General features: G+C 73.4%; 18 protein-coding genes. 9 read left to right on the top strand and 9 right to left on the bottom strand.

Annotated elements, in window-relative coordinates; genetic code table 11:
- The first annotated feature begins 541 nt into the window (after positions 1-541).
- Together AB0O19_RS15955 and AB0O19_RS15960 are read left to right on the top strand one after the other, a co-directional pair.
- Positions 542-2,389, top strand: a complete 1,848-nt coding sequence (locus tag AB0O19_RS15955) for a cellulose synthase catalytic subunit (RefSeq protein ID WP_363620165.1) — start codon at positions 542-544, stop codon at positions 2,387-2,389.
- Positions 2,390-2,528: 139 nt separating this feature from the next.
- Positions 2,529-4,388 carry a galactose oxidase-like domain-containing protein gene (locus AB0O19_RS15960; RefSeq protein WP_363620167.1) on the top strand — a complete coding sequence of 620 codons (1,860 nt, stop codon included), beginning with the start codon at positions 2,529-2,531 and terminating at the stop codon, positions 4,386-4,388.
- 55 nt (positions 4,389-4,443) lie between these two features.
- Here AB0O19_RS15960 and AB0O19_RS15965 read toward each other — a convergent pair whose 3' ends face one another.
- From AB0O19_RS15965 to AB0O19_RS15980, 4 genes are all read right to left on the bottom strand, one after another.
- Positions 4,444-5,541, bottom strand: a complete 1,098-nt coding sequence (locus tag AB0O19_RS15965) for a glycoside hydrolase family 6 protein (RefSeq protein ID WP_363620011.1) — start codon at positions 5,539-5,541, stop codon at positions 4,444-4,446.
- 195 nt (positions 5,542-5,736) lie between these two features.
- Positions 5,737-6,465, bottom strand: coding sequence for a uracil-DNA glycosylase (locus AB0O19_RS15970; RefSeq protein WP_363583676.1), 729 nt, complete (start codon positions 6,463-6,465; stop codon positions 5,737-5,739).
- A 78-nt stretch (positions 6,466-6,543) separates the two neighbouring features.
- Positions 6,544-7,812 carry a low temperature requirement protein A gene (locus AB0O19_RS15975; RefSeq protein ID WP_363620013.1) on the bottom strand — a complete coding sequence of 423 codons (1,269 nt, stop codon included), beginning with the start codon at positions 7,810-7,812 and terminating at the stop codon, positions 6,544-6,546.
- Between the two features lie 96 nt (positions 7,813-7,908).
- Positions 7,909-8,688, bottom strand: a complete 780-nt coding sequence (locus AB0O19_RS15980; protein ID WP_063349252.1) for an HAD-IIA family hydrolase — start codon at positions 8,686-8,688, stop codon at positions 7,909-7,911.
- A gap of 516 nt (positions 8,689-9,204) precedes the next feature.
- Here AB0O19_RS15980 and AB0O19_RS15985 point away from each other — a divergent pair.
- The 3 genes from AB0O19_RS15985 (at position 9,205) to AB0O19_RS15995 (ending at position 11,887) form a co-directional block, all read left to right on the top strand.
- Positions 9,205-9,642, top strand: a complete 438-nt coding sequence (locus AB0O19_RS15985; protein ID WP_363620015.1) for a hypothetical protein — start codon at positions 9,205-9,207, stop codon at positions 9,640-9,642.
- 169 nt (positions 9,643-9,811) lie between these two features.
- The gene (locus tag AB0O19_RS15990; protein ID WP_363620018.1) at positions 9,812-10,663 is read left to right on the top strand and encodes a hypothetical protein; all 852 of its coding nucleotides are present in this window, start codon (positions 9,812-9,814) and stop codon (positions 10,661-10,663) included.
- Between the two features lie 135 nt (positions 10,664-10,798).
- Positions 10,799-11,887, top strand: a complete 1,089-nt coding sequence (locus AB0O19_RS15995; protein WP_363620020.1) for a Gfo/Idh/MocA family oxidoreductase — start codon at positions 10,799-10,801, stop codon at positions 11,885-11,887.
- A gap of 140 nt (positions 11,888-12,027) precedes the next feature.
- Here AB0O19_RS15995 and AB0O19_RS16000 read toward each other — a convergent pair whose 3' ends face one another.
- On the bottom strand, positions 12,028-12,450 hold the full coding sequence (locus tag AB0O19_RS16000; RefSeq protein WP_363370200.1) for a type II toxin-antitoxin system VapC family toxin: 423 nt from the start codon (positions 12,448-12,450) through the stop codon (positions 12,028-12,030).
- Positions 12,443-12,727 (bottom strand): type II toxin-antitoxin system prevent-host-death family antitoxin, encoded by a 285-nt coding sequence (locus AB0O19_RS16005; protein WP_063349249.1) that lies wholly within the window; start codon positions 12,725-12,727, stop codon positions 12,443-12,445. The genes AB0O19_RS16000 and AB0O19_RS16005 overlap by 8 nt, the downstream gene beginning before the upstream one ends.
- Positions 12,728-12,971: 244 nt before the next feature.
- Here AB0O19_RS16005 and AB0O19_RS16010 point away from each other — a divergent pair, with 244 nt between their 5' ends.
- Positions 12,972-13,265, top strand: coding sequence for a DUF6412 domain-containing protein (locus AB0O19_RS16010; protein ID WP_063349248.1), 294 nt, complete (start codon positions 12,972-12,974; stop codon positions 13,263-13,265).
- A gap of 81 nt (positions 13,266-13,346) precedes the next feature.
- Complete coding sequence (locus AB0O19_RS16015; RefSeq protein ID WP_363620021.1) at positions 13,347-14,039, top strand: YidC/Oxa1 family membrane protein insertase; 693 nt, start codon at positions 13,347-13,349, stop codon at positions 14,037-14,039.
- Between the two features lie 55 nt (positions 14,040-14,094).
- Here AB0O19_RS16015 and AB0O19_RS16020 read toward each other — a convergent pair whose 3' ends face one another.
- Both AB0O19_RS16020 and AB0O19_RS16025 read right to left on the bottom strand, forming a co-directional pair.
- A complete protein-coding gene (locus AB0O19_RS16020) occupies positions 14,095-14,781 on the bottom strand; it encodes an HAD family hydrolase (protein WP_363620022.1) in 687 nt (228 codons plus the stop codon).
- A gap of 29 nt (positions 14,782-14,810) precedes the next feature.
- Entirely contained in the window at positions 14,811-15,386 is a 576-nt protein-coding gene (locus tag AB0O19_RS16025; RefSeq protein ID WP_363620024.1) for an NUDIX domain-containing protein, read from the bottom strand.
- Between the two features lie 255 nt (positions 15,387-15,641).
- Here AB0O19_RS16025 and AB0O19_RS16030 point away from each other — a divergent pair, with 255 nt between their 5' ends.
- A complete protein-coding gene (locus AB0O19_RS16030; protein ID WP_063349245.1) occupies positions 15,642-16,409 on the top strand; it encodes a CDP-alcohol phosphatidyltransferase family protein in 768 nt (255 codons plus the stop codon).
- Between the two features lie 30 nt (positions 16,410-16,439).
- Here the strand turns inward: AB0O19_RS16030 and AB0O19_RS16035 are convergent, their stop codons facing one another.
- Positions 16,440-16,853: a helix-turn-helix domain-containing protein gene (locus AB0O19_RS16035; RefSeq protein WP_363620026.1), complete on the bottom strand. Its 414-nt coding sequence runs from the start codon at positions 16,851-16,853 to the stop codon at positions 16,440-16,442.
- A 142-nt stretch (positions 16,854-16,995) separates the two neighbouring features.
- On the opposite strand from AB0O19_RS16035, the gene AB0O19_RS16040 reads away from it, so the two are divergent.
- Positions 16,996-17,985 carry a zinc-binding dehydrogenase gene (locus tag AB0O19_RS16040; protein ID WP_363620028.1) on the top strand — a complete coding sequence of 330 codons (990 nt, stop codon included), beginning with the start codon at positions 16,996-16,998 and terminating at the stop codon, positions 17,983-17,985.
- Positions 17,986-17,997 lie beyond the last annotated feature (12 nt).

Genomic DNA, 17,997 nt, shown 5'->3' on the forward strand with positions numbered 1-17,997 from the left:
CAATGAATTCCGCTCGCAAACGCCCACCGGCGCGAGCAGGCGCATGACGCGAATGACGGCCCGAAAACCGCTTGGAAACAACGGCGGTCCACCGGGCGGTGTTTCACGGGGGCGGCTTTCGAGGCAAGAGGCAAGGCGAAGCAAGGCTCCGGGGGGAGCGGACCAGCCCCGCCGAACGCGGCCGGCCAGGCGCGCCGCGGAACGGCGGATCGCATACCCCCGGTCTGAACACGCACCAACGGGCCCGCCGCCACGGCCGGGCCCCGGCCGGGGGGAGCAGACGATGACCATGCCGTTCGCGCGACAGAAGGACGCCGGGACGGCCCGCGGGCGAGGCGCCGGACGGCGGCTCGACGACGACCTGGCCGCCGTTCCCGTACCCGAAGCCCCGTACGACTACGGTCACTTCAGCCGGCTGGCCGGCCCGGCACACGACCCGGACGAGGAGGACGACCTCGGCGGCGGCGTCTACCGGCCCGAGCCCGCCCACCACGGAGCCCCGCCGACACCGTGGCACGCGCACCAGGCCGCACAGGAAACCATGCACCAGGCCGCGCAAGAGGCCGTGCAAGAGGTCGACCCCACCGCCTCCTACCGCGTCCAGTACCGCAGCCTGCTGCGCCGCGAGCCGCACCGGATCCGCGCCGCCCTGCTGATGGTCGCGGCCCCACTGGTGGAGGTGGTGCTGCTGGTCTGGCTGCTGCTGCCGGAGCACTGGCCGGAGCGCCCCGGCGAGACGCACGCCCTGGTACTGCTGGGCGACAAGGTGATGATCGGGATCATCGCCGTGGTCGAGGTGTTCCGGCTGGTCAACGTCGTGTCCAACACCCACGCCACGCTCGTCGCCCGCGATCCGATACCGGTGACGCCGGAGTCCGGCACCCGGGTCGCGTTCGTCACCGCCTGCGTGCCGGGCAAGGAGCCGGCGGAGATGGTGCGGGCCACGCTGGTCGCGGCACGCGCCGTCCGGCACGACGGCCCGTACGACGTCTGGCTGTTGGACGAGGGAAACGATCCTGCGATGCGGGCGCTCTGCACCGAGCTGGGCGTCCGCCACTTCAGCCGCTTCGGCCGCCCGTACTGGAACCAGCCCAAGGGCCGGTTCCGCACCGGCACCAAGCACGGCAACTACAACGCCTGGTTGCAGGCGCACGGCGACGACTACGACTTCTGGGTCTCGGTGGACACCGACCACGTCCCGCTGCCGGACTTCTGCGAGCGGATGCTCGGCTACTTCCGCGACCCCGACGTGGCATTCGTGGTCGGACCCCAGGTGTACGGGAACTACCGCAGCTCGGGATCGGCCGTCACCAAATTCTCCGAGAGCCAGCAGTACCTCTTCCACGCACTCATCCAGCGCGCCGGAAACCGTTACGGCGCGCCCATGTTCGTCGGCACCAACAACGCCGTCAGAATCCGTGCGCTCCAGTCGATCGGCGGGTTGTACGACTCCATCACGGAGGATATGGCGACCGGCCTGGAGTTCCACCGGAGCCGGAACGCCGAGACCGGTGAACGCTGGAAATCCGTGTACACCCCGGACGTGCTCGCGGTCGGCGAGGGCCCGTCCTCCTGGACCGACTTCTTCTCCCAGCAGCTGCGCTGGAGCCGCGGCACCTACGAGACCCTGCTCACCCAGTACTGGCGGGTGCTCTGGCGGCTGTCGCCCGGGCGGCTGCTCAACTACTCGCTGATGGTGGGCTTCTACCCGATGGCGGCGCTCACCTGGCTGCTCGGCGGCCTGTCCAGCGTGCTCTACCTGGTGTTCGGTGCCTCGGGGGTCCACGTGTCCTCCGAGATCTGGATGATGCTGTACAGCGACGCCGCCGCGCTCCAACTGCTGCTCTACACCTGGAACCGCAAGCACAACGTCAGCCCGCACGAGCCGGCCGGCTCCTCCGGGGTCGCGGGCATGCTGATGTCCGCGCTCTGCGGCCCGGTCTACGCGGCCTCGCTGGTGCAGGCGCTGCTGCGGCGGCGCAGCCGCTTCGTGGTGACGCCGAAGGGTCGTTCGGCCAGCGCGGACCGGGTGAGCACCTTCCGCTTCCACCTGTTCTGGACGCTGGTGTTCGGCGGCGCGATAGCGGCCTCCTTCTTCACCGGCTACGACCACGTCGCGATGCGCACCTGGGCCTGGATCGCCCTGGTCCTGACCGTGCTGCCGATCCTGGTGCTGGCCGGCGACGCCGTCCGCCGCCGCCGCGCCCGGCCCACGGCCACGCTCACCGTCACCGGCGGTCCGGCGGCGACCCCGAGGGTCGTCCTGGAGAAGCGCCGCCCCCGACACGCCCGCGATCCCCGGCGCGGCCCGACCGCACCGGCCGCCCCGGCCGCGCCGCCGGGCGCCCCCGCAGTGCCCGACCGGGCGGAGCACACCACCACCCGCTGAAGCCGCCCGACCCGCCAGCACCCCCGAACCTCACGAGCTCCCGAACCTCACGAGGGGACCAACCACCGTGAAGATCCACAAGACCGGCCGGACCAAGCGCTTCGCCCTCGGCAGCACCGTCGCGCTGACCGTCGCCGGGATGAACGCGCCCGCCGTCCTCGGCTTCGCCGGCCAGCAGTACCACCAGTACGTGATCAACCGCCCCGACTACAAGGCGGAGTACGGCCACTGGCAAACCCTCACGCTCCCCGCCGAGTTCCGGGTCAACGCCGTCCACGCCACGCTGCTGCGCACCGGCAAGGTCCTCATCGTGGCCGGCTCCGGCAACGACGAGAAGCGCTTCGACGCGGGCAGCTTCCGCAGCCTGCTCTGGGACCCGGCCGCGAACACCTACAAGCTGATACCCACCCCGGCCGACATGTTCTGCGGCGGCCACGCCTCGCTGCCGGACGGCCGCGTCCTGGTGGCCGGCGGCACCCAGCGGTACGAGAAGCTGGCGGGCGTGGTGAAGAGGGCGGCCGGCGTCATGCGGGTGCGCAACGAGAGCCCCGAGCGCGCCAGGACGTTCCCCAAGGGCACCGTCTTCGTCGGCCCGAACGGGCGCGAGTACGCCTCCACCGTGCCGGTGACCGTCCCGGCCGCGGTGAAGACGGGCACCGGCAAGCAGACCGTCGTCACCGCCGGCGAGCAGCACGTGTTCGTCGAGGCGGTCGGCGAGGGCGCCGGCTACGTCACCGACTCCCCCGCCCAGTACCGGATCAAGGGCCTGGCCGGGGCCGACGCCCACAACCTGTACGGGCAGAGCGCGAAGCTGACCCTGGACAAGCAGGAGTACCAGGGCATCCGCTCCGCGTTCGAGTTCAACCCGGACACCGAGCTGTACGAGCAGGTCACCGACATGGCGTACGCCCGCTGGTACCCGACGCTCACCGGGCTGGGGGACGGACGGGTGGTCACCGTCTCGGGCCTGGACGACACCGGGGAGATCCTCAACGGCAACGACAACGAGATCTACGACCCGAAGAACAAGACCTGGTCCAAGGGCCCGGACCGCTACTTCCCGACCTACCCGTCGATCTTCCTGACCGCCTCCGGCAAGCTCTTCTACTCGGGCTCGAACGCCGGCTACGGCCCGGCCGACAAGGGCCGCGACCCCGGGGTGTGGGACCTGTCGAACAACGGCTTCCAGCCCGTCCCCGGCCTGCGCGACCCCGCCCTCACCGAGACCTCGTCCTCGGTGCTGCTGCCGCCCGCGCAGGCGCAGAAGGTGATGGTGCTCGGCGGCGGGGGCGTCGGCGAGTCGCCGCTGTCCACCGCCCGAACCGACATCGTCGACCTCTCCGCCGCCAAGCCCGCCTTCACCCCGGGCCCGGACCTGCCGGCCGGCGGCACCCGCTACCTGAACAGCGTGATCCTCCCGGACGACACCGTGTTCACCACCGGCGGCTCCAGCGGCTACCGAGGCCGGGGCGCCAGCGACCTGCTCAAGGCGCAGGTGTACCACCCGGACACCAACAGCTTCAGCACCGCCGCCGAGCCCGCCGTCGGCCGCAACTACCACTCCGAGGCGCTGCTGCTGCCGGACGGCCGGGTGGCCGTGCTCGGTTCCAACCCGCTGTTCGCGGACAAGGCCGAGACCACACCGGGCGGCTTCGAGCAGCGCATCGAGATCTACACCCCGCCGTACCTGTTCCACGGCGACCGCCCGCAGGTGGCCGCCGCGCCGGGGGCCGCGAAGCTCGGCACCACCGTGCGGATCGGCACCGCCCGGCCGGACGCGGTCGCCACCGCCAAGCTGATCCGGCCGAGTTCGGTCACCCACGTGACCGACGTCGAACAGCGGTCGGTGGCCCTGGACATCAGCGGTCGCACGGCCGACGGGGTCTCGCTCACGCTCCCCGCCAACCCCAACCTGTTGCCGCCCGGCTGGTACATGCTGTTCCTGACCGACGCCGCCGGCACCCCGTCGGTCGCGCGCTGGATCCAGGTGACCGGCTGAGCGAACCGGTGCGTCGCGGCCTGGCGCGGACCGGCACTGATGCGGACCGGCCCCCTCAGCGGGCGGCCTGCGCCAGGCCGAGCGCGTACGGCAGCCAGAACTCGCCCGCCCGGGGCTCGCCGCGCCCGCACTCGCCGTCCGACTCCCCCGGGTTCTTGATCCACAGGTAGGCGTCGACACCGTCCCGGCCGGTGTCGGCGGTCGGCCGCTCGCCGAGCGCGCGGCCGGGCGGGTTGCACCAGGCGTCGCCGCCCAGCGGGCCGTTGCCGTTGCGGCTGGTGTCGATGACGAAGTGCTTCCCGCCCAGGGCGGCGGAGAGCTGGCCGCCGTAGGCCGTGTTGCGGCCGGTGTCGTAGAAGTTGGCGACGTTCACCGCGAAGCCGTCCGCCGCCGCGATCCCCGACTTGCGCAGCGCGGTGGAGAGTTCGGCCGGGTCCTGCGACCAGCCGGGATTGCCCGCGTCCAGGTAGACCCGCACCTGCGGACGCTTCTTCAGCTCCTGCACGGCGAAGGCCAGCAGGCCGTACCGCTCGGCGGCCAGGTCGCCCTTGATCCCGCAGCTGTCCAGGGTGTGCGCGACGGCGTCCGGCTCCAGCACCACCCAGGCCTTGCGGTCGCCGAGGGCCTCCGCGACACCGCTGATCCAGGCCCGGTAGGAGGCCGCGTCGGCGGCGCCGCCGGCCGAGTACAGGCCGCAGTCGCGGTGCGGGATGTTGTAGGCGACGAAGACCGCCGTCCGGTCCGCCTCGGCGGCCCGGCGGCTGACCTGTTCGGCGATCTCCTTGGCTCCCTGCTCGCCCAGCCACTGCGAGGAGGGCTGGGCGGCGATCCGCAGCAGCGTGTCGGCCTCCACCGGTCGACCTTGGCCGCGCAGGGCGGTCACCTGCCGGGCGGCGTTGGTCTGGTCGGAGACGTAGAAGGCCTGGCCGGGGAGCTGGGCGAGGCTCGCGGGGCCGGTGCCCGGGTTCGCGGCGGAGGCGGTGGGCGCGGCTGTGGGCGCGGCGGCGGGCCCGCCGGCCGCGGCACCGGCAGAGGCACCGCCGCCCGGGCCGCCAGGTGATCCCTTGGCCGACCCGGCGGTCGAACCGCTACAGCCCGCGGCCCCCGCCAACAGCACGACCAGGGCCGCCCCCACGGCCCGTCGGATTGCCACTACCCGTCCCACCCGGCGCACGTACCGCCCCTCCCCCAGAGCCGGTCCGGCGACCGGTCGGCACCAGCTAAGCACACCGGCCACCGCCCGCCCGCGACGGGCGGTGAACGCCGGGTGGCCGTGAGCGGGCGGACGGGCGACCCCGCCCGCCCGAACCACCCCTCACCCAGCCCCCGGGCGCTCAGCCCCGGGTGCTCAGCCCTGCTTCAGGTTGGGCACCTGCCAGTCGATCGGCTCGCCGCCGAAACCGTCCAGCGCCGTGTCGATCTGCGAGAACGGGCGGCTGCCGAAGAACAGCTTGGCCGACAGCGGCGACGGGTGCGCGCCCTGCACGACCACGTGCTTGGACGTGTCGATCAGCGGCAGCTTCTTCTTCGCGTAGTTGCCCCACAGCACGAAGACCACCGGCTCCTCGCGCTCGCTCACCGCCTTGATCACGGCGTCGGTGAACTTCTCCCAGCCCTTCGCCTTGTGCGAGTTGGCCTCGTGCGCGCGCACCGTGAGCACCGCGTTGAGCAGCAGGACGCCCTGCTCGGCCCAGTGCATCAGGTAGCCGTTGTCCGGGGCGGGGACGCCGAGGTCGGCGTCCAGCTCCTTGAAGATGTTGCGCAGCGAGGGCGGCGTCCTGGTGCCGGGCAGCACCGAGAAGCTCATGCCGTGGGCCTGGCCGTCGTCGTGGTACGGGTCCTGCCCGAGGACCAGCACCCGGACCTTCTCGTACGGCGTGGCCTCCAGCGCGGCGAACTCCTGGCCGCTCGGCGGGAACACCTGGTGCTGCGCACGCTCGGCCGCCACGAAGGCCGCCAGCTCGGCGAAGTACGGCTTCTCCGTCTCGGCGCCCAGCACCGGGCGCCAGGACTCGGGCAGCTCCAGCCCGCCGCCCTCGCCGGCCTCCACCACGCCCGCCTCGACCGTGTCCGTCACGACATCTACCTCCCACACCGCGGCTGTTGTGCCGCACGCCCTCTTTCACCCCGAACGCTACACAGCCCCACCGACAACTCACTCCGCCGAAGCCGCAGAAGCCGCCGGAGCCGCCGGAGGCAGCGGGGACCCAGCGGGAAGCGGGGACCCAACAGGCAGCGCGGACCCGGCAGGCGGCACCGGCGCGGGGTCCGCACCGACCGCCCGCACCACCCGGACGTGCTCCACCACGTTGAGCGCCACCAGCAGCACCGCCAGTGCCACCAGCACCGCCAACGCCGGCAGCCGCACCACCGCCGGCGCCAGTCCCAGCACCACCGCCGCCGCACCGACCCGGGTCGTCGCCACCTTGCGGAACATCATCCAGCGGGTGTACCCGAAGGTCAGCAGGTACAGCCCGCACCCGCCGTACAGCAGCGCCACCGACCCCGGGCCCAGCGTCTGCCACGGGTCCGCGACGGTCTCCCCGAAGCCGACCGCCACCCCGATCACCCCGGCGGCCAGCGCCAGGTGCCCGTACTGGAAGATCCGCCGGACGACGTCCCGCCGGGAGTCGGCGACCTCCACGGCGTACCGCATGGCGTCCGCCGCGTACACGAAGTACTGCCACCACAGCCCCGCCGAGATGGTGAACGCGGCGGCCACGGCCGCGAGTTCGGCCACGTCGAGCCGGGCGCCGGCCGCCGTCCCGCCGATCCCGACGATCGACTCGCCGAGCGCCACCAGCAGGAACAGCGCGAACCGCTCCGGCATGTGCGAGGGGTGGTACGCCACCGCCGCCAGCCGCCGCCGGAACACCAGCGGCGCGGCCAGGTCGCAGAGCGCGGCCGCCGTCCACAGGGCCAGCCGCGGCCCGGCCGGCAGCAGTCCGCCCACGACCAGCAGCGGCCCGCTGACCAGCACGCCGACGCCGTACGGGCCGCGCCAGACGCCCGGCAGGCGGATCAGCAGGAGCAGCAGCACCAGCCGGGCCAGCCAGTACGCGGCGCCGAGCAGCACGCCCCGCCCGCCGTACGCGCCCGGGACGGCGAGCGCCATGAACAGGCCGCCCAGCCCGACCGCCAGGATGCCGAGGCGGTCCCGCAGGTTGTCCACGTCCCGGATGTTGGCCTGCACGGTGGTGCCCACCCAGCACCAGTACACCGGCACGAACACCACCAGCGCCCGGACCAGCCCGGTGGCGTCGTGGTGGTGGTGCAGCAGCCCGGAGACCTGGGTGATCGCGAAGACGAAGACCAGGTCGAAGTAGAGCTCGGCCCAGGTGACCCGCTTCTCGTCGGCCTCCCCGCCAACGCCCCCGGCATCCCGCCGCGCCTCCGGCGGCCCCGCGTCCCCCGTCGCGCTCATTGCGCCGGTGCCTCCCCACAGGTACGAACCACAGGTACGAAACGGGCCCCGCTCCGGCGACCGGCCGGAACGGGGCCCACGACAGCACCGCAGAGGCTAGACCAGCTCGACCAGGTCCGCGATCGACTTGACCACCCGGGTCGGCCGGTACGGGAAGCGCTCGACGTCGGCGGCGGCGGTCAGGCCGGTGAGCACCAGGATGGTCTCCATGCCGGCCTCCATGCCCGCGACGATGTCGGTGTCCATCCGGTCGCCGATCATCACGGCGGTCTCGGAGTGGGCCCCGGCGGTGTTCAGCGCCTCGCGCATCATCAGCGGGTTGGGCTTGCCGACGAAGTACGGCTCGACGCCGGTCGCCTTGGTGATCAGGGCCGCGACCGAGCCGGTGGCCGGCAGCACGCCCTCGGGGGACGGGCCGGTCTCGTCGGGGTTGGTGCAGATGAACCGGGCGCCCTGGTTGATCAGGCGGATCGCCTTGGTGAGCGCCTCGAAGCTGTAGGTGCGGGTCTCGCCGAGGACGACGTAGTCCGGGTTGTTGTCGGTCAGCACGTAACCGGCCTGGTACAGCGCGGTGGTGAGCCCCGCCTCGCCGATCACGTAGGCGGTGCCGCCCGGGCGCTGGCCCTTGAGGAATTTGGCGGTGGCCAGGGCGGAGGTCCAGATGCACTCCTCCGGCACCTCCAGGCCCATCCCGGCCAGGCGGGCGCTGAGGTCGCGCGGGGTGTAGATGGAGTTGTTGGTGAGGACCAGGAACGGCTTGCCGGACTCCCGCAGCCTGCGCAGGAACTCCTTCGCACCGGGAATCGGCGTGCCCTCGTGGATGAGGACGCCGTCCATGTCGGTCAGCCAGGACTCGATGGGCTTGCGGTCTGCCACGTAGGTGTCTCCTTGGTCTTGCAACGGTTCTGAACGATTTCGCACATCGCTCCGGACCGGACACCCTCGGCCGGCCGGGCGCCACTGGCTGCCCCAACACGCACCAGCCTAGAGCCTGCCTCCTCGGGCCGACCGGGGCGGCCCCGGACGGGAACGGCCACGGCACGCCGGCAGCAACGCATCCGCGTGCACCACTTCCGCCCAGGCACGGCCGCGGTGCGAACGGAGGCAGCCGGCCGGTGGGCGGGTTCCTCCGCGCAAACGCGCTACGCCGATGAGGGGACCACCGAGCAGTTCGTACCAGACCTTCCCGTGCGCTCCTGACCAGCGAAGTCGCACAGGAAGTCGGACAGTTCCGGTCCGGCTGTTCAGCACGTCGGCGCGATGGTCGAAGGGACAGGCGAGCCGCTCGGTGTTCTTGTTCTGGTGGGAGCCGGTTCGGCTCCCGTCACCGTGGCATCCGTGTTCGGCTGTGCTGCCGGGCACGTGAGCCCATCCTTCCCAGGACAGGGACCCATGAAGATCCATCGCATAGCCGTCGCAGCTCTTGCCATCGGCACCTTGCTGGCCGGAGGCACGGCTGCGGCCGGGGCCACCAACATCTCGACGAACACACCGAGTTCGGCGTCGACCGGCCAGGCCCACAGGGACGCCGTGGCCTGCGCGGCCGCCACCGTCTCCTCGTCGGTCGCCGCCGCCAACGCCTCCACCGCGGCAGCCGCGGCGCAGGCCGACGCCGCGTCGGCCGCCGCCGCCCTCAAGACCTTCATCGCGGCGACCCAAGCCGTGCCACCCAACGCCGCCGCCGAGGCCGCAGCCGCCACCAGCGCCGCCGCCGCCGAGGCCGCCGCGGTCACCTCCTCCACCGCTGCCGCCACCGCGGCCGCCACCGCCGCCACCGCCAGCACCGCCGCCGTGAAGGCCTGCGCCGTTCCGCCGGTCCCCACCACCTGAGACGGACGCGCGGCATCGCTCGGCCGCCGGGCCAGGCCGTGGCGCGAAGCCTCCACGGCCTGGCCCGGTCTGCTCGCGCGGGCCGAGCCGGGCGCGCCCGCGCCCGCTGCTGCTGCTGCTGGCACGGCACCACGAACACGGGGGTCTCCATCAACCCGAAGGGAGCGTCATGCGACGCATCCGCACCATTCCGGTCCTCGCCGGTTCCGTCGTCCTGACCGCCGTGCTGGCCGCACTGGCCCCCACCTCCGCACAGGCGGCCGTGGCCTGCAACGAGACGGCGCTGGTCGCGGCGATCAACGCCGCCAACAGCGCCGGCGGGGGCAACGTCGTCCTCGCGACCGACTGCGTCTACACCATCGCCTCGTCGCACAGCAGTGACACCGACGGCGCGAACGCGCTGCCGGTCATAACCACCGCCATCACCCTGACCGGTGACAACGACACCATCACGCGCTCGACGACGGCCGGTACGGCCGGCTTCCGCATCGTCAAGGTGGCCGCGGGCGCCAGCCTCACCCTCAAGGGCAACGTCACCCTCAGCAACGGCTCCACCGTCACCGACGGCGGCGGCATCCTCAACTACGGCGCGGTGACCCTCACGGCCAGCGCCCTGACCGGCAACACCGCCCAGGGCAGGGGCGGCGGCCTGGCCAACGAGGACGTCGGCGCCCCCCAGAAGGGGGCGGTGGCGACCTTCACGAACAGCACCGTGGCCGGGAACAGCGCCACCGGCCAGGGCGGCGGGATCTACAACGGCCTACGCGGCTCGCTCACCACCACCAGCAGTTTCATCGACGCGGGCAACAGCTCCGGATCCCAGGGCGGCGGCATCGCCGCCATCGACTCCACCGCCACCACGCTGACCAGCACCCGGATCAGCGCCAACCATGCCGTCATGACGGCCGGCGGCATCTACCGGCAGAACGGCACCATGACACTCACCACGACACCGGTCAGTGGAAACACCCCCGACAACTGCGTCGGCAGCTCCCCCTCGGTACCCGGCTGCGTCGGCTGACCCGTCAACTGCCCTGAGACGCCTCGCCCCCATGCCGTCCGACGAGCGAGGACGCGAACCGACGTCCGCCCCGTCTCCCGGGCCCCGCCCCTGCGAAACCGGGAGCAACCGGGCGCCTCGTGATTGAGTGGGCGCATGAGCGCCTCGACCCCCTCGTCCTCTCCGGACCGCCCGTTCCGCGTCGGCCTGATCGGCTACGGCCTGGCCGGCTCCGCCTTCCACGCCCCGCTCATCGCCACCACGCCGGGGCTGCGGTTGGACGCCGTGGTCACCGCCAACCCCGAGCGCCGCGAGCAGCTGCGCCGCGAACACCCCGGTGCCCGCGCCGTCGACACCCCCGAGCAGTTGCTCGCCGACCCGAACGCGCTCGACCTCGTCGTCGTCGCCTCGCCCAACCGCACCCACGCGCCGCTCGCCCGCGCCGCCCTGCGCGCCGGGCTGGCCACCGTCGTCGACAAGCCGCTGGCCGGCACCGCCGCCGAGGCGCTGGAGCTGTGCCAGCTCGCCGAGGCCGGGGGCACCCTGCTCTCCGTGTTCCAGAACCGGCGCTGGGACGGCGATTTCCTGACCGCCGCCCGGCTGGTCCGGGGCGGCGCGCTCGGCCGGGTGCACCGCTTCGAGTCCCGCTTCGAGCGGTTCCGCCCGAAGCCCAAGCCCGGCTGGCGCGAGCTCGCCGACCCGGCGGAGGTCGGCGGCACGCTGTACGACCTGGGCAGCCACCTGGTGGACCAGGCGCTGACCCTGTTCGGCCCGGTGGAGACGGTGTACGCGGAGGTCGACGTGCGCCGGGACGGCGCGGTCGTCGACGACGACGCCTTCCTCGCCCTCACCCACGCCTCCGGCACCCGCTCGCACCTGTGGACCAGCGCCATCACCCCGCTGATCGGCCCCCGGCTGCGGGTGCTCGGCGACGCCGCCGGGTACGTCAAGCCCGGCATGGACCCGCAGGAGGCGGAACTGCGGGCCGGGCACCGACCGGACGGCGCCCGCCCGTGGGGTGCCGACCAGCCCTCGCAGTACGGCACCCTCGGCACCGACGAGTCCTCGATCGCGCTGCCCACCGAACCGGGCGACTACCCCGCCTTCTACGCGGGCATCGCCGCCGCCCTGGCCTCCCCGGGCACCCCGCCCCCGGTCGACCCGCGCGACGCGGTGGCCACCCTGGCCGTCCTGGAGGCCGCCCGGGCCTCCGCCGCCACGGGCACCGCGGTCCGCCTGGGCTGAGCGACTGCCGGGCCTGCCGCCCCCTTCCATCCCTCGATTCCACTTCTAAGCTGCTTAGATGACCAGCCAGCGGGGCGGGGGCGGCAGGCCAGCGACACGAAGAGCGCGAAGAGCACGGCTCCACCGGCGAGCGGCGGCCGTCACACCCCGATGACCTCCACCGCCGAACCCAGGCCCCGGAAGTCCGCGACGTTGCGGGTGTACAGCGGCAGGCCGTGGGCCGAGGCCACGGCCGCGATCATCAGGTCGATCCGGCGCGGGCGCGGCTGCCGCCCGGCGGCGATGGTGAGGGTCACCAGCGTGCCGTAGCGGGCGGCCGCCGCCGCGTCGAACGGCAGCGGGTCGAAGTCGGCCATCGCCGCGCCCAGCACCTCCAGCCGGGCCGCCCGGCTGACCGCGTCGCGGGCCATCGACACGCCTTGTTGCAGCTCCGCGAAGGTGATCGCGGTCAGCTCCGGCACGGCCGGCAGGTTCGCCGGGGAGAGCAGGGCCAGATCGATGTAGACACAGGTGTCGAGCACCCCGGCCGGCCGCCGCCGGGCTGCCCGCCTGCGCTCAGCCACGCCGCCGCTCGAACGGGTCGTCGCCCTCGTCGCCCACCAGCTCCTCCGGCCCGAAGTACTCCTCGGCCTCCTTGCGCATCTGCTGGTAGTCCACCCGCGGCAGCTTCACGTGCCGCGCCACCAGCTCCTCCGCCGTGAGCCGCCGCCGTCCGGACACCGGTCGCAGCTCCGCGACCTCGACCCCGTTCCTGGTGATGTGGAAGGTCTCCCCGGCCTCCACCGCGTCCATCACCGCGGCGGAGTTGTTCCGGAACTCCCGCTGGGTAATCGTCTTCATCCCTCCACGGTAGCCCCGTGTAGCACCTGCGGCTACGCCCCTGCACCGCCTCGCGAAGCACCTCGGCGCGCCGGGTGCGCCACGGGAATTCCGCGCCGGGCGGGAACTCGGCGGGCTCGGCGATCGTCCTGAACGTCTGAAGTCCGGCCCCGAGTCCGTGGAGCCAGAAGTCCGTGGGGCCGAAGCCCGAGGGCCGCGAAGTCCGTGCAGCCCCAGGTCCATCACGCCGAAGGAGGAGCAGCGCATGACCGTCGTCGCGATGCTGCTCGGGCTGCTCCGGGTGCTGACCGGGGAGCTGGTGACCGAGGGCGGGACGGTCGCGTCGGTGGCGGCGGTCGCCGCCGTGGCGCTGCTGGCCGGTGCGGTCGCGGGCACGCTGGCGGGGGCGCGGCTGCTGGGGGCGCGGGCGCCGACGGCGGTGCGCAGCGGGGTGTTGCGGCGGCGCGCGTTCCGTACGGCCTTCCTGCCGCAGCGCGATCCCGATGCCCGGGGCAGGCGACGCCCGAGGGCACCGGGTGCGGCCCCGGCGGCCGCGTAGCTTCGTCGTCTTCCGCCGTTCCGCGCGGCCGTCCTCCGTCGACCACTCGTTTTCCGAGACCCCCGGAGGGCTCGCTCCACCATGTCCGTTCTCGCTGTTCTCGACCCGGCCGTCGCCGTCGCCCATGCCGCCGTCGCCGCGCTGGCCCAGGTACTGCCGACCGCGCTGGCGATCGTCCTGTTCACCGTCGCCGTCCGGCTGGCGTTGCATCCCTTCGCGCGCGCGGCGGCGCGGGGGGAGAAGTCGCGGGCGCGGCTGGCGCCGAAGGTCGCCGAGGTGAACCGGCGGTTCAAGGACCGCCCGGAGAAGCTGCGGGAGGCGCTCGCCGAGCTGTACCGGGAGGAGCGGGCCTCGCCGTTCGCGGGGTGCCTGCCGATGCTGGTGCAGATTCCGTTCTTCTCGGTGATGTACCGCCTGTTCACCACCCCGAACGGCCTGCTGGACCACACCCTGTTCGGTGTGCCGCTCGGCCTGCACGTCGGGAGCGCGCACGGTGCCGGGCAGTTGGCGGTGTTCGGCCTGCTGTACGCCGGGCTGGCGGCGGTCGGGTACGTCAACTTCCGCCGGGCCAGGCGGGCGGCGGCCGCGCAGCCGACCCCTCAGCCGGGGGCGGGGCTGCTGCCTTACCTGTCCTTCGGGTCGGTGCTGTTCGCGATGCTGGTGCCGGTGGCCGCCGCGCTCCACCTGGTGACGACGAGCACGTGGACGGCCGCGGAGCGGGCCTGGTTGCACCGGGGCGGCGCACCGGCGCCGGCGGCGGTGCTCGCGCTGTGAGCGCCGCCGCCGACCCCGCCGAACCCGGCGACCCCGGCGACCCCGCCGGTCCGTGTCAGAAGTGCCGCAGCAACTCGGAGAAGGCCGCCAGTCGCAGGGTCGCCTCGTCGGGGCCGAGGTCCTGGTGTTCCAGGACCCAGGTGTGCTCGTGCGGGATGAAGACCGTGCGCAGGCCGGCCTGGCGGGCCGGGGCGATGTCGGACTTGGGCGAGTTGCCGATCATCCAGGTCCGGTCGGGGTCGAGGCCGAGCTCGGCCCTGAGCCGCCGGTAGGTGTCCGCCGACTTCTCGGCCACGATGTGGACGCCGCGGAAGTGGTGGTCGATCGTGGAGGCCGTCACCTTGCGCTGCTGCTCGTCGAGGTCACCCTTGGTGAGCAGCAGCAGGTGGTGGCGGCCGGCGAGGTCGGCGAGGGTGTCGGCGACGCCGGGGATCAGCTCGATCTCGCGGCTGCTGAGCGGAGTGAGGAGGCCGTCGATCCGGGCTTCTTCGGCCGGGGTGGGGGTGCGGTCGCCGTTCAGCCGCCGCAGGCAGTCGGCGAGGCTCTGCCGGAACACGGCGGCACCGTAGCCGAGGGCGGCGGAGTTGGCGGCTTCGATCTCGTCGAGGACGGTCCTGGCGCGCTCGCGGTCGGCCGGGGTGGCGACCCAGTCCAGGAAGCCGTCGATGACGCGCTCGAAGAGGACGTTGTTCTCCCAGAGCGTGTCGTCGGCGTCGAAGATGAGGGTCTGGTCGGTGTGCATCCGGGTGCGCTCCAACGGGGTTCGAAAGGTCAGGCGGGGGCGTCGAGCAGGCGGCCGACCCGGTCGAGCGTTTCGCGGAGGTTCTCCTCGGTGGTCCGCTGCCGGGCCTCGGCGATGGTGAGCCACTCCAGCGGGGCGGCGGGGTCCTCCGGCCGCGCCCGCTCCGGGGTGGCGGTGGCCAACAGGAAGCGCAGGTCGGCGTGTTCGTGGGCCGGTTCGACGGGCGAGGCCGGGACGGGCACGACGGCGAGGTGGACGAGGGCGGCGTCGGGCCACGGGGTGAGGTCGGTGAGTCCGGTCTCCTCCAGGCCTTCGCGCAGCGCGATGTCCAGCGGCAGGGTCTCCCCCGGGTCGCCGTGGCCGCCGACCTGGAGCCAGGCCTGCTGGCGCACGTGCCAGCGCAGGAGGACGCGCCGGGTCGGCGGGTGGACGATCAGTGCGGAGGCGGTGAAGTGCAGCGGCGTCCCGCGGTCCCAGGCGTCGGCGGCCCCGGTGAGGTGGCGGACGCGCTCGTGGTCGGCGGTCTCCGTCGGGCCCTGCGGCCGGTGCTCGGCCAGGAGTTCGGCCAGGCCCGGGCTGTGCGCCGCGCCGCCTGTGGTCACCATGATCAGCACTCCTCGTTGCGCTCCGGACCACGTCAACCGGCTTGCGGGGGCGGGTGATCGGGGCCGGGGCTTCCGGTTCCGACGAACCCGCGAAGCCTAGCCCCGGGGCCCTCCGGCGGCCCACCGGTTTTCCTCCCGGGGCCGCCCGGCAGGCGGCTCCCCCGCCTCCGGACGGCGACGAGGGGCCTGTCGGGGCGGCGTCCGGGAGGCCGTAGCCTGTGGTGATCGTTTCGGGACAGGTGGAGGGATGTCGTCATGGTGGCTGCTCCGGCGCTCGCGGACTTGCGCGAGGTGTGCCAGCCGCAGGCCAAGCTGCAGAGCCGCAACGGTGAGCACTGGGCGGGACGGCTGTACATGCGCCGCATCTCGCTGCGCACGACCCGGCAGTTGGTACGCACCTCGGTGTCGCCGAACACCCTCACCTGGGTGATGGTGGTCTGCGGGGTCGGCGGCGGGGCGGCCCTGCTGATCCCCGGCCTGACCGGCGCCGTGCTGGCGGCGGTGCTGTTCCAGCTGTTCCTGCTCTTCGACTGCGTCGACGGCGAAGTGGCGCGCTGGAAGCGCCAGTTCAGCATGGCCGGGGTCTACGTGGACCGGCTCGGCGCCTATCTGGCGGACGCGGCGCTGATGATCGGCGCGGGCGTGCGGGCGGCCCGGGGCGGGTCGGAGCTGTGGGTGTCGGTGGGCCTGGCGGCCGCGCTGGGCGTGGTGCTGCTCAAGGCCTCGACGGACCTGGTGGACGTGGCCCGGGCCCGCAGCGGACAGGCCCCGGCGGACGAGGAGTCCACCCAGCCGCGCTCGCAGGGCATCGCGACCGCGCGCCGGCTCGCCTCGGTGTTCAAGATCCACCGGGTGACGAACGGCATCGAGGCCTCCCTGGTGCTGCTGGCGGCGGCCGTGGTGGACGCGGCGCTCGGCAACCTGGACGCGACGCGGGCGGCGGTCGCGGGGATCGCGGTGATCACCTGGGGCATGGTGGTGGCACACCTGGCGTCGATCCTGTCCTCCTCGCGCCTGCGCTGACGGGCTGCGCCACCGCGCGCGAGCGGCCGCCTACGCGCGGGCTTCGGCCCGCGCGTCGGCCTCGGCCTGTACGTCAGCTTCGGCCTGTACGTCAGCTTCGGCCTGTGCGTCGGCTTCGGCCCGCGTGTGGGCGGCGAGGATGGTGTCGAGGAGGCCGGGGAAGCGCTGCTCCAGGTCGACGGCGCGCAGGGCGGAGAACTTGCGGTTGGCCTCCTCGCGCTGGCGGATCAGGCCGGACTCGCGCAGCACCTTGAAGTGGTGGCTGAGGGTGGAGGGGGCGACGTCCACCGGGAAGGTGCCGCAGGCCCGCTCGGGTTCGGCGCGCAGGATGCGCACGATGGTCATCCGGGTGGGGTCGGAGAGCGCGTGCAGGACGTCGAGCAGGTCGATCTCCTCGGTCGCGGGGTGGGCGAGCGCCGGTCGGCGCCGGGTGCTGCGGGGCATGATCCGACCTCCCTGATCTGCGTTTGATCCGCGTTTGATATGCGCTTGATCTGCAATGTTCGACAATCATCGAAACTGCGTGGTACCACTGCCTCACGTCAATTTCGCCGTTCGTCGAACATCGTAGTCGAGGGGGACCGACATGCGCGCACTGGTGATGACCGCACCCGGTGGGGCCGAGCACACGGAGATCCGGGAGATCGAGGCCCCGAGCCCCGGCCCCGGCCAGGTGGCGGTCGACGTCGCCTACGCCGGGCTGAACTTCGTCGACGTGATGGGCCGCCGGGGCGACGCCGGCTACGTCACCGCCTGGCCGTACCGGCCGGGCAAGGAGGTGGCCGGCACCGTCCGGGCGGTCGGCGAGGGCGTCACCGGACTGGCGGTGGGCGACCGGGTGGCGGCCGCGCCCGTCGGCGGCGGCCTGGCCGAGGTGGTGCTCGCCGAGGCCGCGCTCACCGTGCCCGTCCCGGACGGGCTGGCGCTGCGCGAGGCCGCCGCCGCCCCGCTGGGCCTGGCCACCGCCGTGCTGCTGCTCACCGATGCCGGCCGGCTCACCGCCGGGGACACCGTCCTGGTGCACTCGGCCGGCGGCGGGATCGGCCATGCCGTCGCCCAACTGGTCCCGCTGATCGGGGGCGGCGGTCGGCTGATCGGCACGGTGGGCCGCCCGGAGAAGGCGGCGTCCGCCGTCGCCTCCGGCTACCACCACGCCTTCGCCCGCGACGAGGCGCTGCCCGAGGCCGTCCGGGCCGCGACCGGGGGCCGGGGCGTCGACCTCGTGCTGGACCCGCTGGGCACCGAGGCCCTGGAGCTCGACCTCGAACTCACCGCACCCGGCGGCCGGATCGTCCTCTTCGGCAACGCGGGCGGCGGCGCCGTCGCCGACCTGCCGCCGCTCGGCCGCCTGATGGCCGGGAACCTCACCGTCACCGGCTTCAGCCACCGCGCCCTGGCCGCCACCGCCCCCGAACGGCTCGCCCGCGCCATCCGCACGGTCCTCGACCTGCTCGCCTCCGGTGACCTCACGCTGCCGGTCACCGAAGTCCCCGGCCTGGCCGCCGTCCCCGCCGCGCACGACGCGATGGCGGAGGGTCGGGCCACCGGCAAGTACGTGGTGCGCGTGGCCGGTTGAGCCCCGCTCGGG

The sequence above is a fragment of the Kitasatospora sp. NPDC091276 genome, assembly GCF_040684355.1.
In the GTDB taxonomy this organism is placed as follows: domain Bacteria; phylum Actinomycetota; class Actinomycetes; order Streptomycetales; family Streptomycetaceae; genus Kitasatospora.

Bases quoted from the DNA above. Each gene is read 5' to 3' on its own strand.
- AB0O19_RS15960 (WP_363620167.1), top strand. From the start codon at position 2,529: ATGAACGCGCCCGCCGTCCTCGGCTTCGCCGGCCAGCAGTACCACCAG.
- AB0O19_RS16010 (WP_063349248.1), top strand. From the start codon at position 12,972: ATGACCGTCGTCGCGATGCTGCTCGGGCTGCTCCGGGTGCTGACCGGG.
- AB0O19_RS16015 (WP_363620021.1), top strand. From the start codon at position 13,347: ATGTCCGTTCTCGCTGTTCTCGACCCGGCCGTCGCCGTCGCCCATGCC.
- AB0O19_RS15955 (WP_363620165.1), top strand. From the start codon at position 542: ATGCACCAGGCCGCGCAAGAGGCCGTGCAAGAGGTCGACCCCACCGCC.
- AB0O19_RS16040 (WP_363620028.1), top strand. From the start codon at position 16,996: ATGCGCGCACTGGTGATGACCGCACCCGGTGGGGCCGAGCACACGGAG.
- AB0O19_RS15975 (WP_363620013.1), bottom strand. From the start codon at position 7,812: ATGAGCGCGACGGGGGACGCGGGGCCGCCGGAGGCGCGGCGGGATGCC.
- AB0O19_RS15995 (WP_363620020.1), top strand. From the start codon at position 10,799: ATGAGCGCCTCGACCCCCTCGTCCTCTCCGGACCGCCCGTTCCGCGTC.
- AB0O19_RS16005 (WP_063349249.1), bottom strand. From the start codon at position 12,727: ATGAAGACGATTACCCAGCGGGAGTTCCGGAACAACTCCGCCGCGGTG.
- AB0O19_RS15990 (WP_363620018.1), top strand. From the start codon at position 9,812: ATGCGACGCATCCGCACCATTCCGGTCCTCGCCGGTTCCGTCGTCCTG.
- AB0O19_RS16020 (WP_363620022.1), bottom strand. From the start codon at position 14,781: ATGCACACCGACCAGACCCTCATCTTCGACGCCGACGACACGCTCTGG.
- AB0O19_RS15985 (WP_363620015.1), top strand. From the start codon at position 9,205: ATGAAGATCCATCGCATAGCCGTCGCAGCTCTTGCCATCGGCACCTTG.
- AB0O19_RS16035 (WP_363620026.1), bottom strand. From the start codon at position 16,853: ATGCCCCGCAGCACCCGGCGCCGACCGGCGCTCGCCCACCCCGCGACC.
- AB0O19_RS16025 (WP_363620024.1), bottom strand. From the start codon at position 15,386: ATGGTGACCACAGGCGGCGCGGCGCACAGCCCGGGCCTGGCCGAACTC.
- AB0O19_RS16030 (WP_063349245.1), top strand. From the start codon at position 15,642: ATGGTGGCTGCTCCGGCGCTCGCGGACTTGCGCGAGGTGTGCCAGCCG.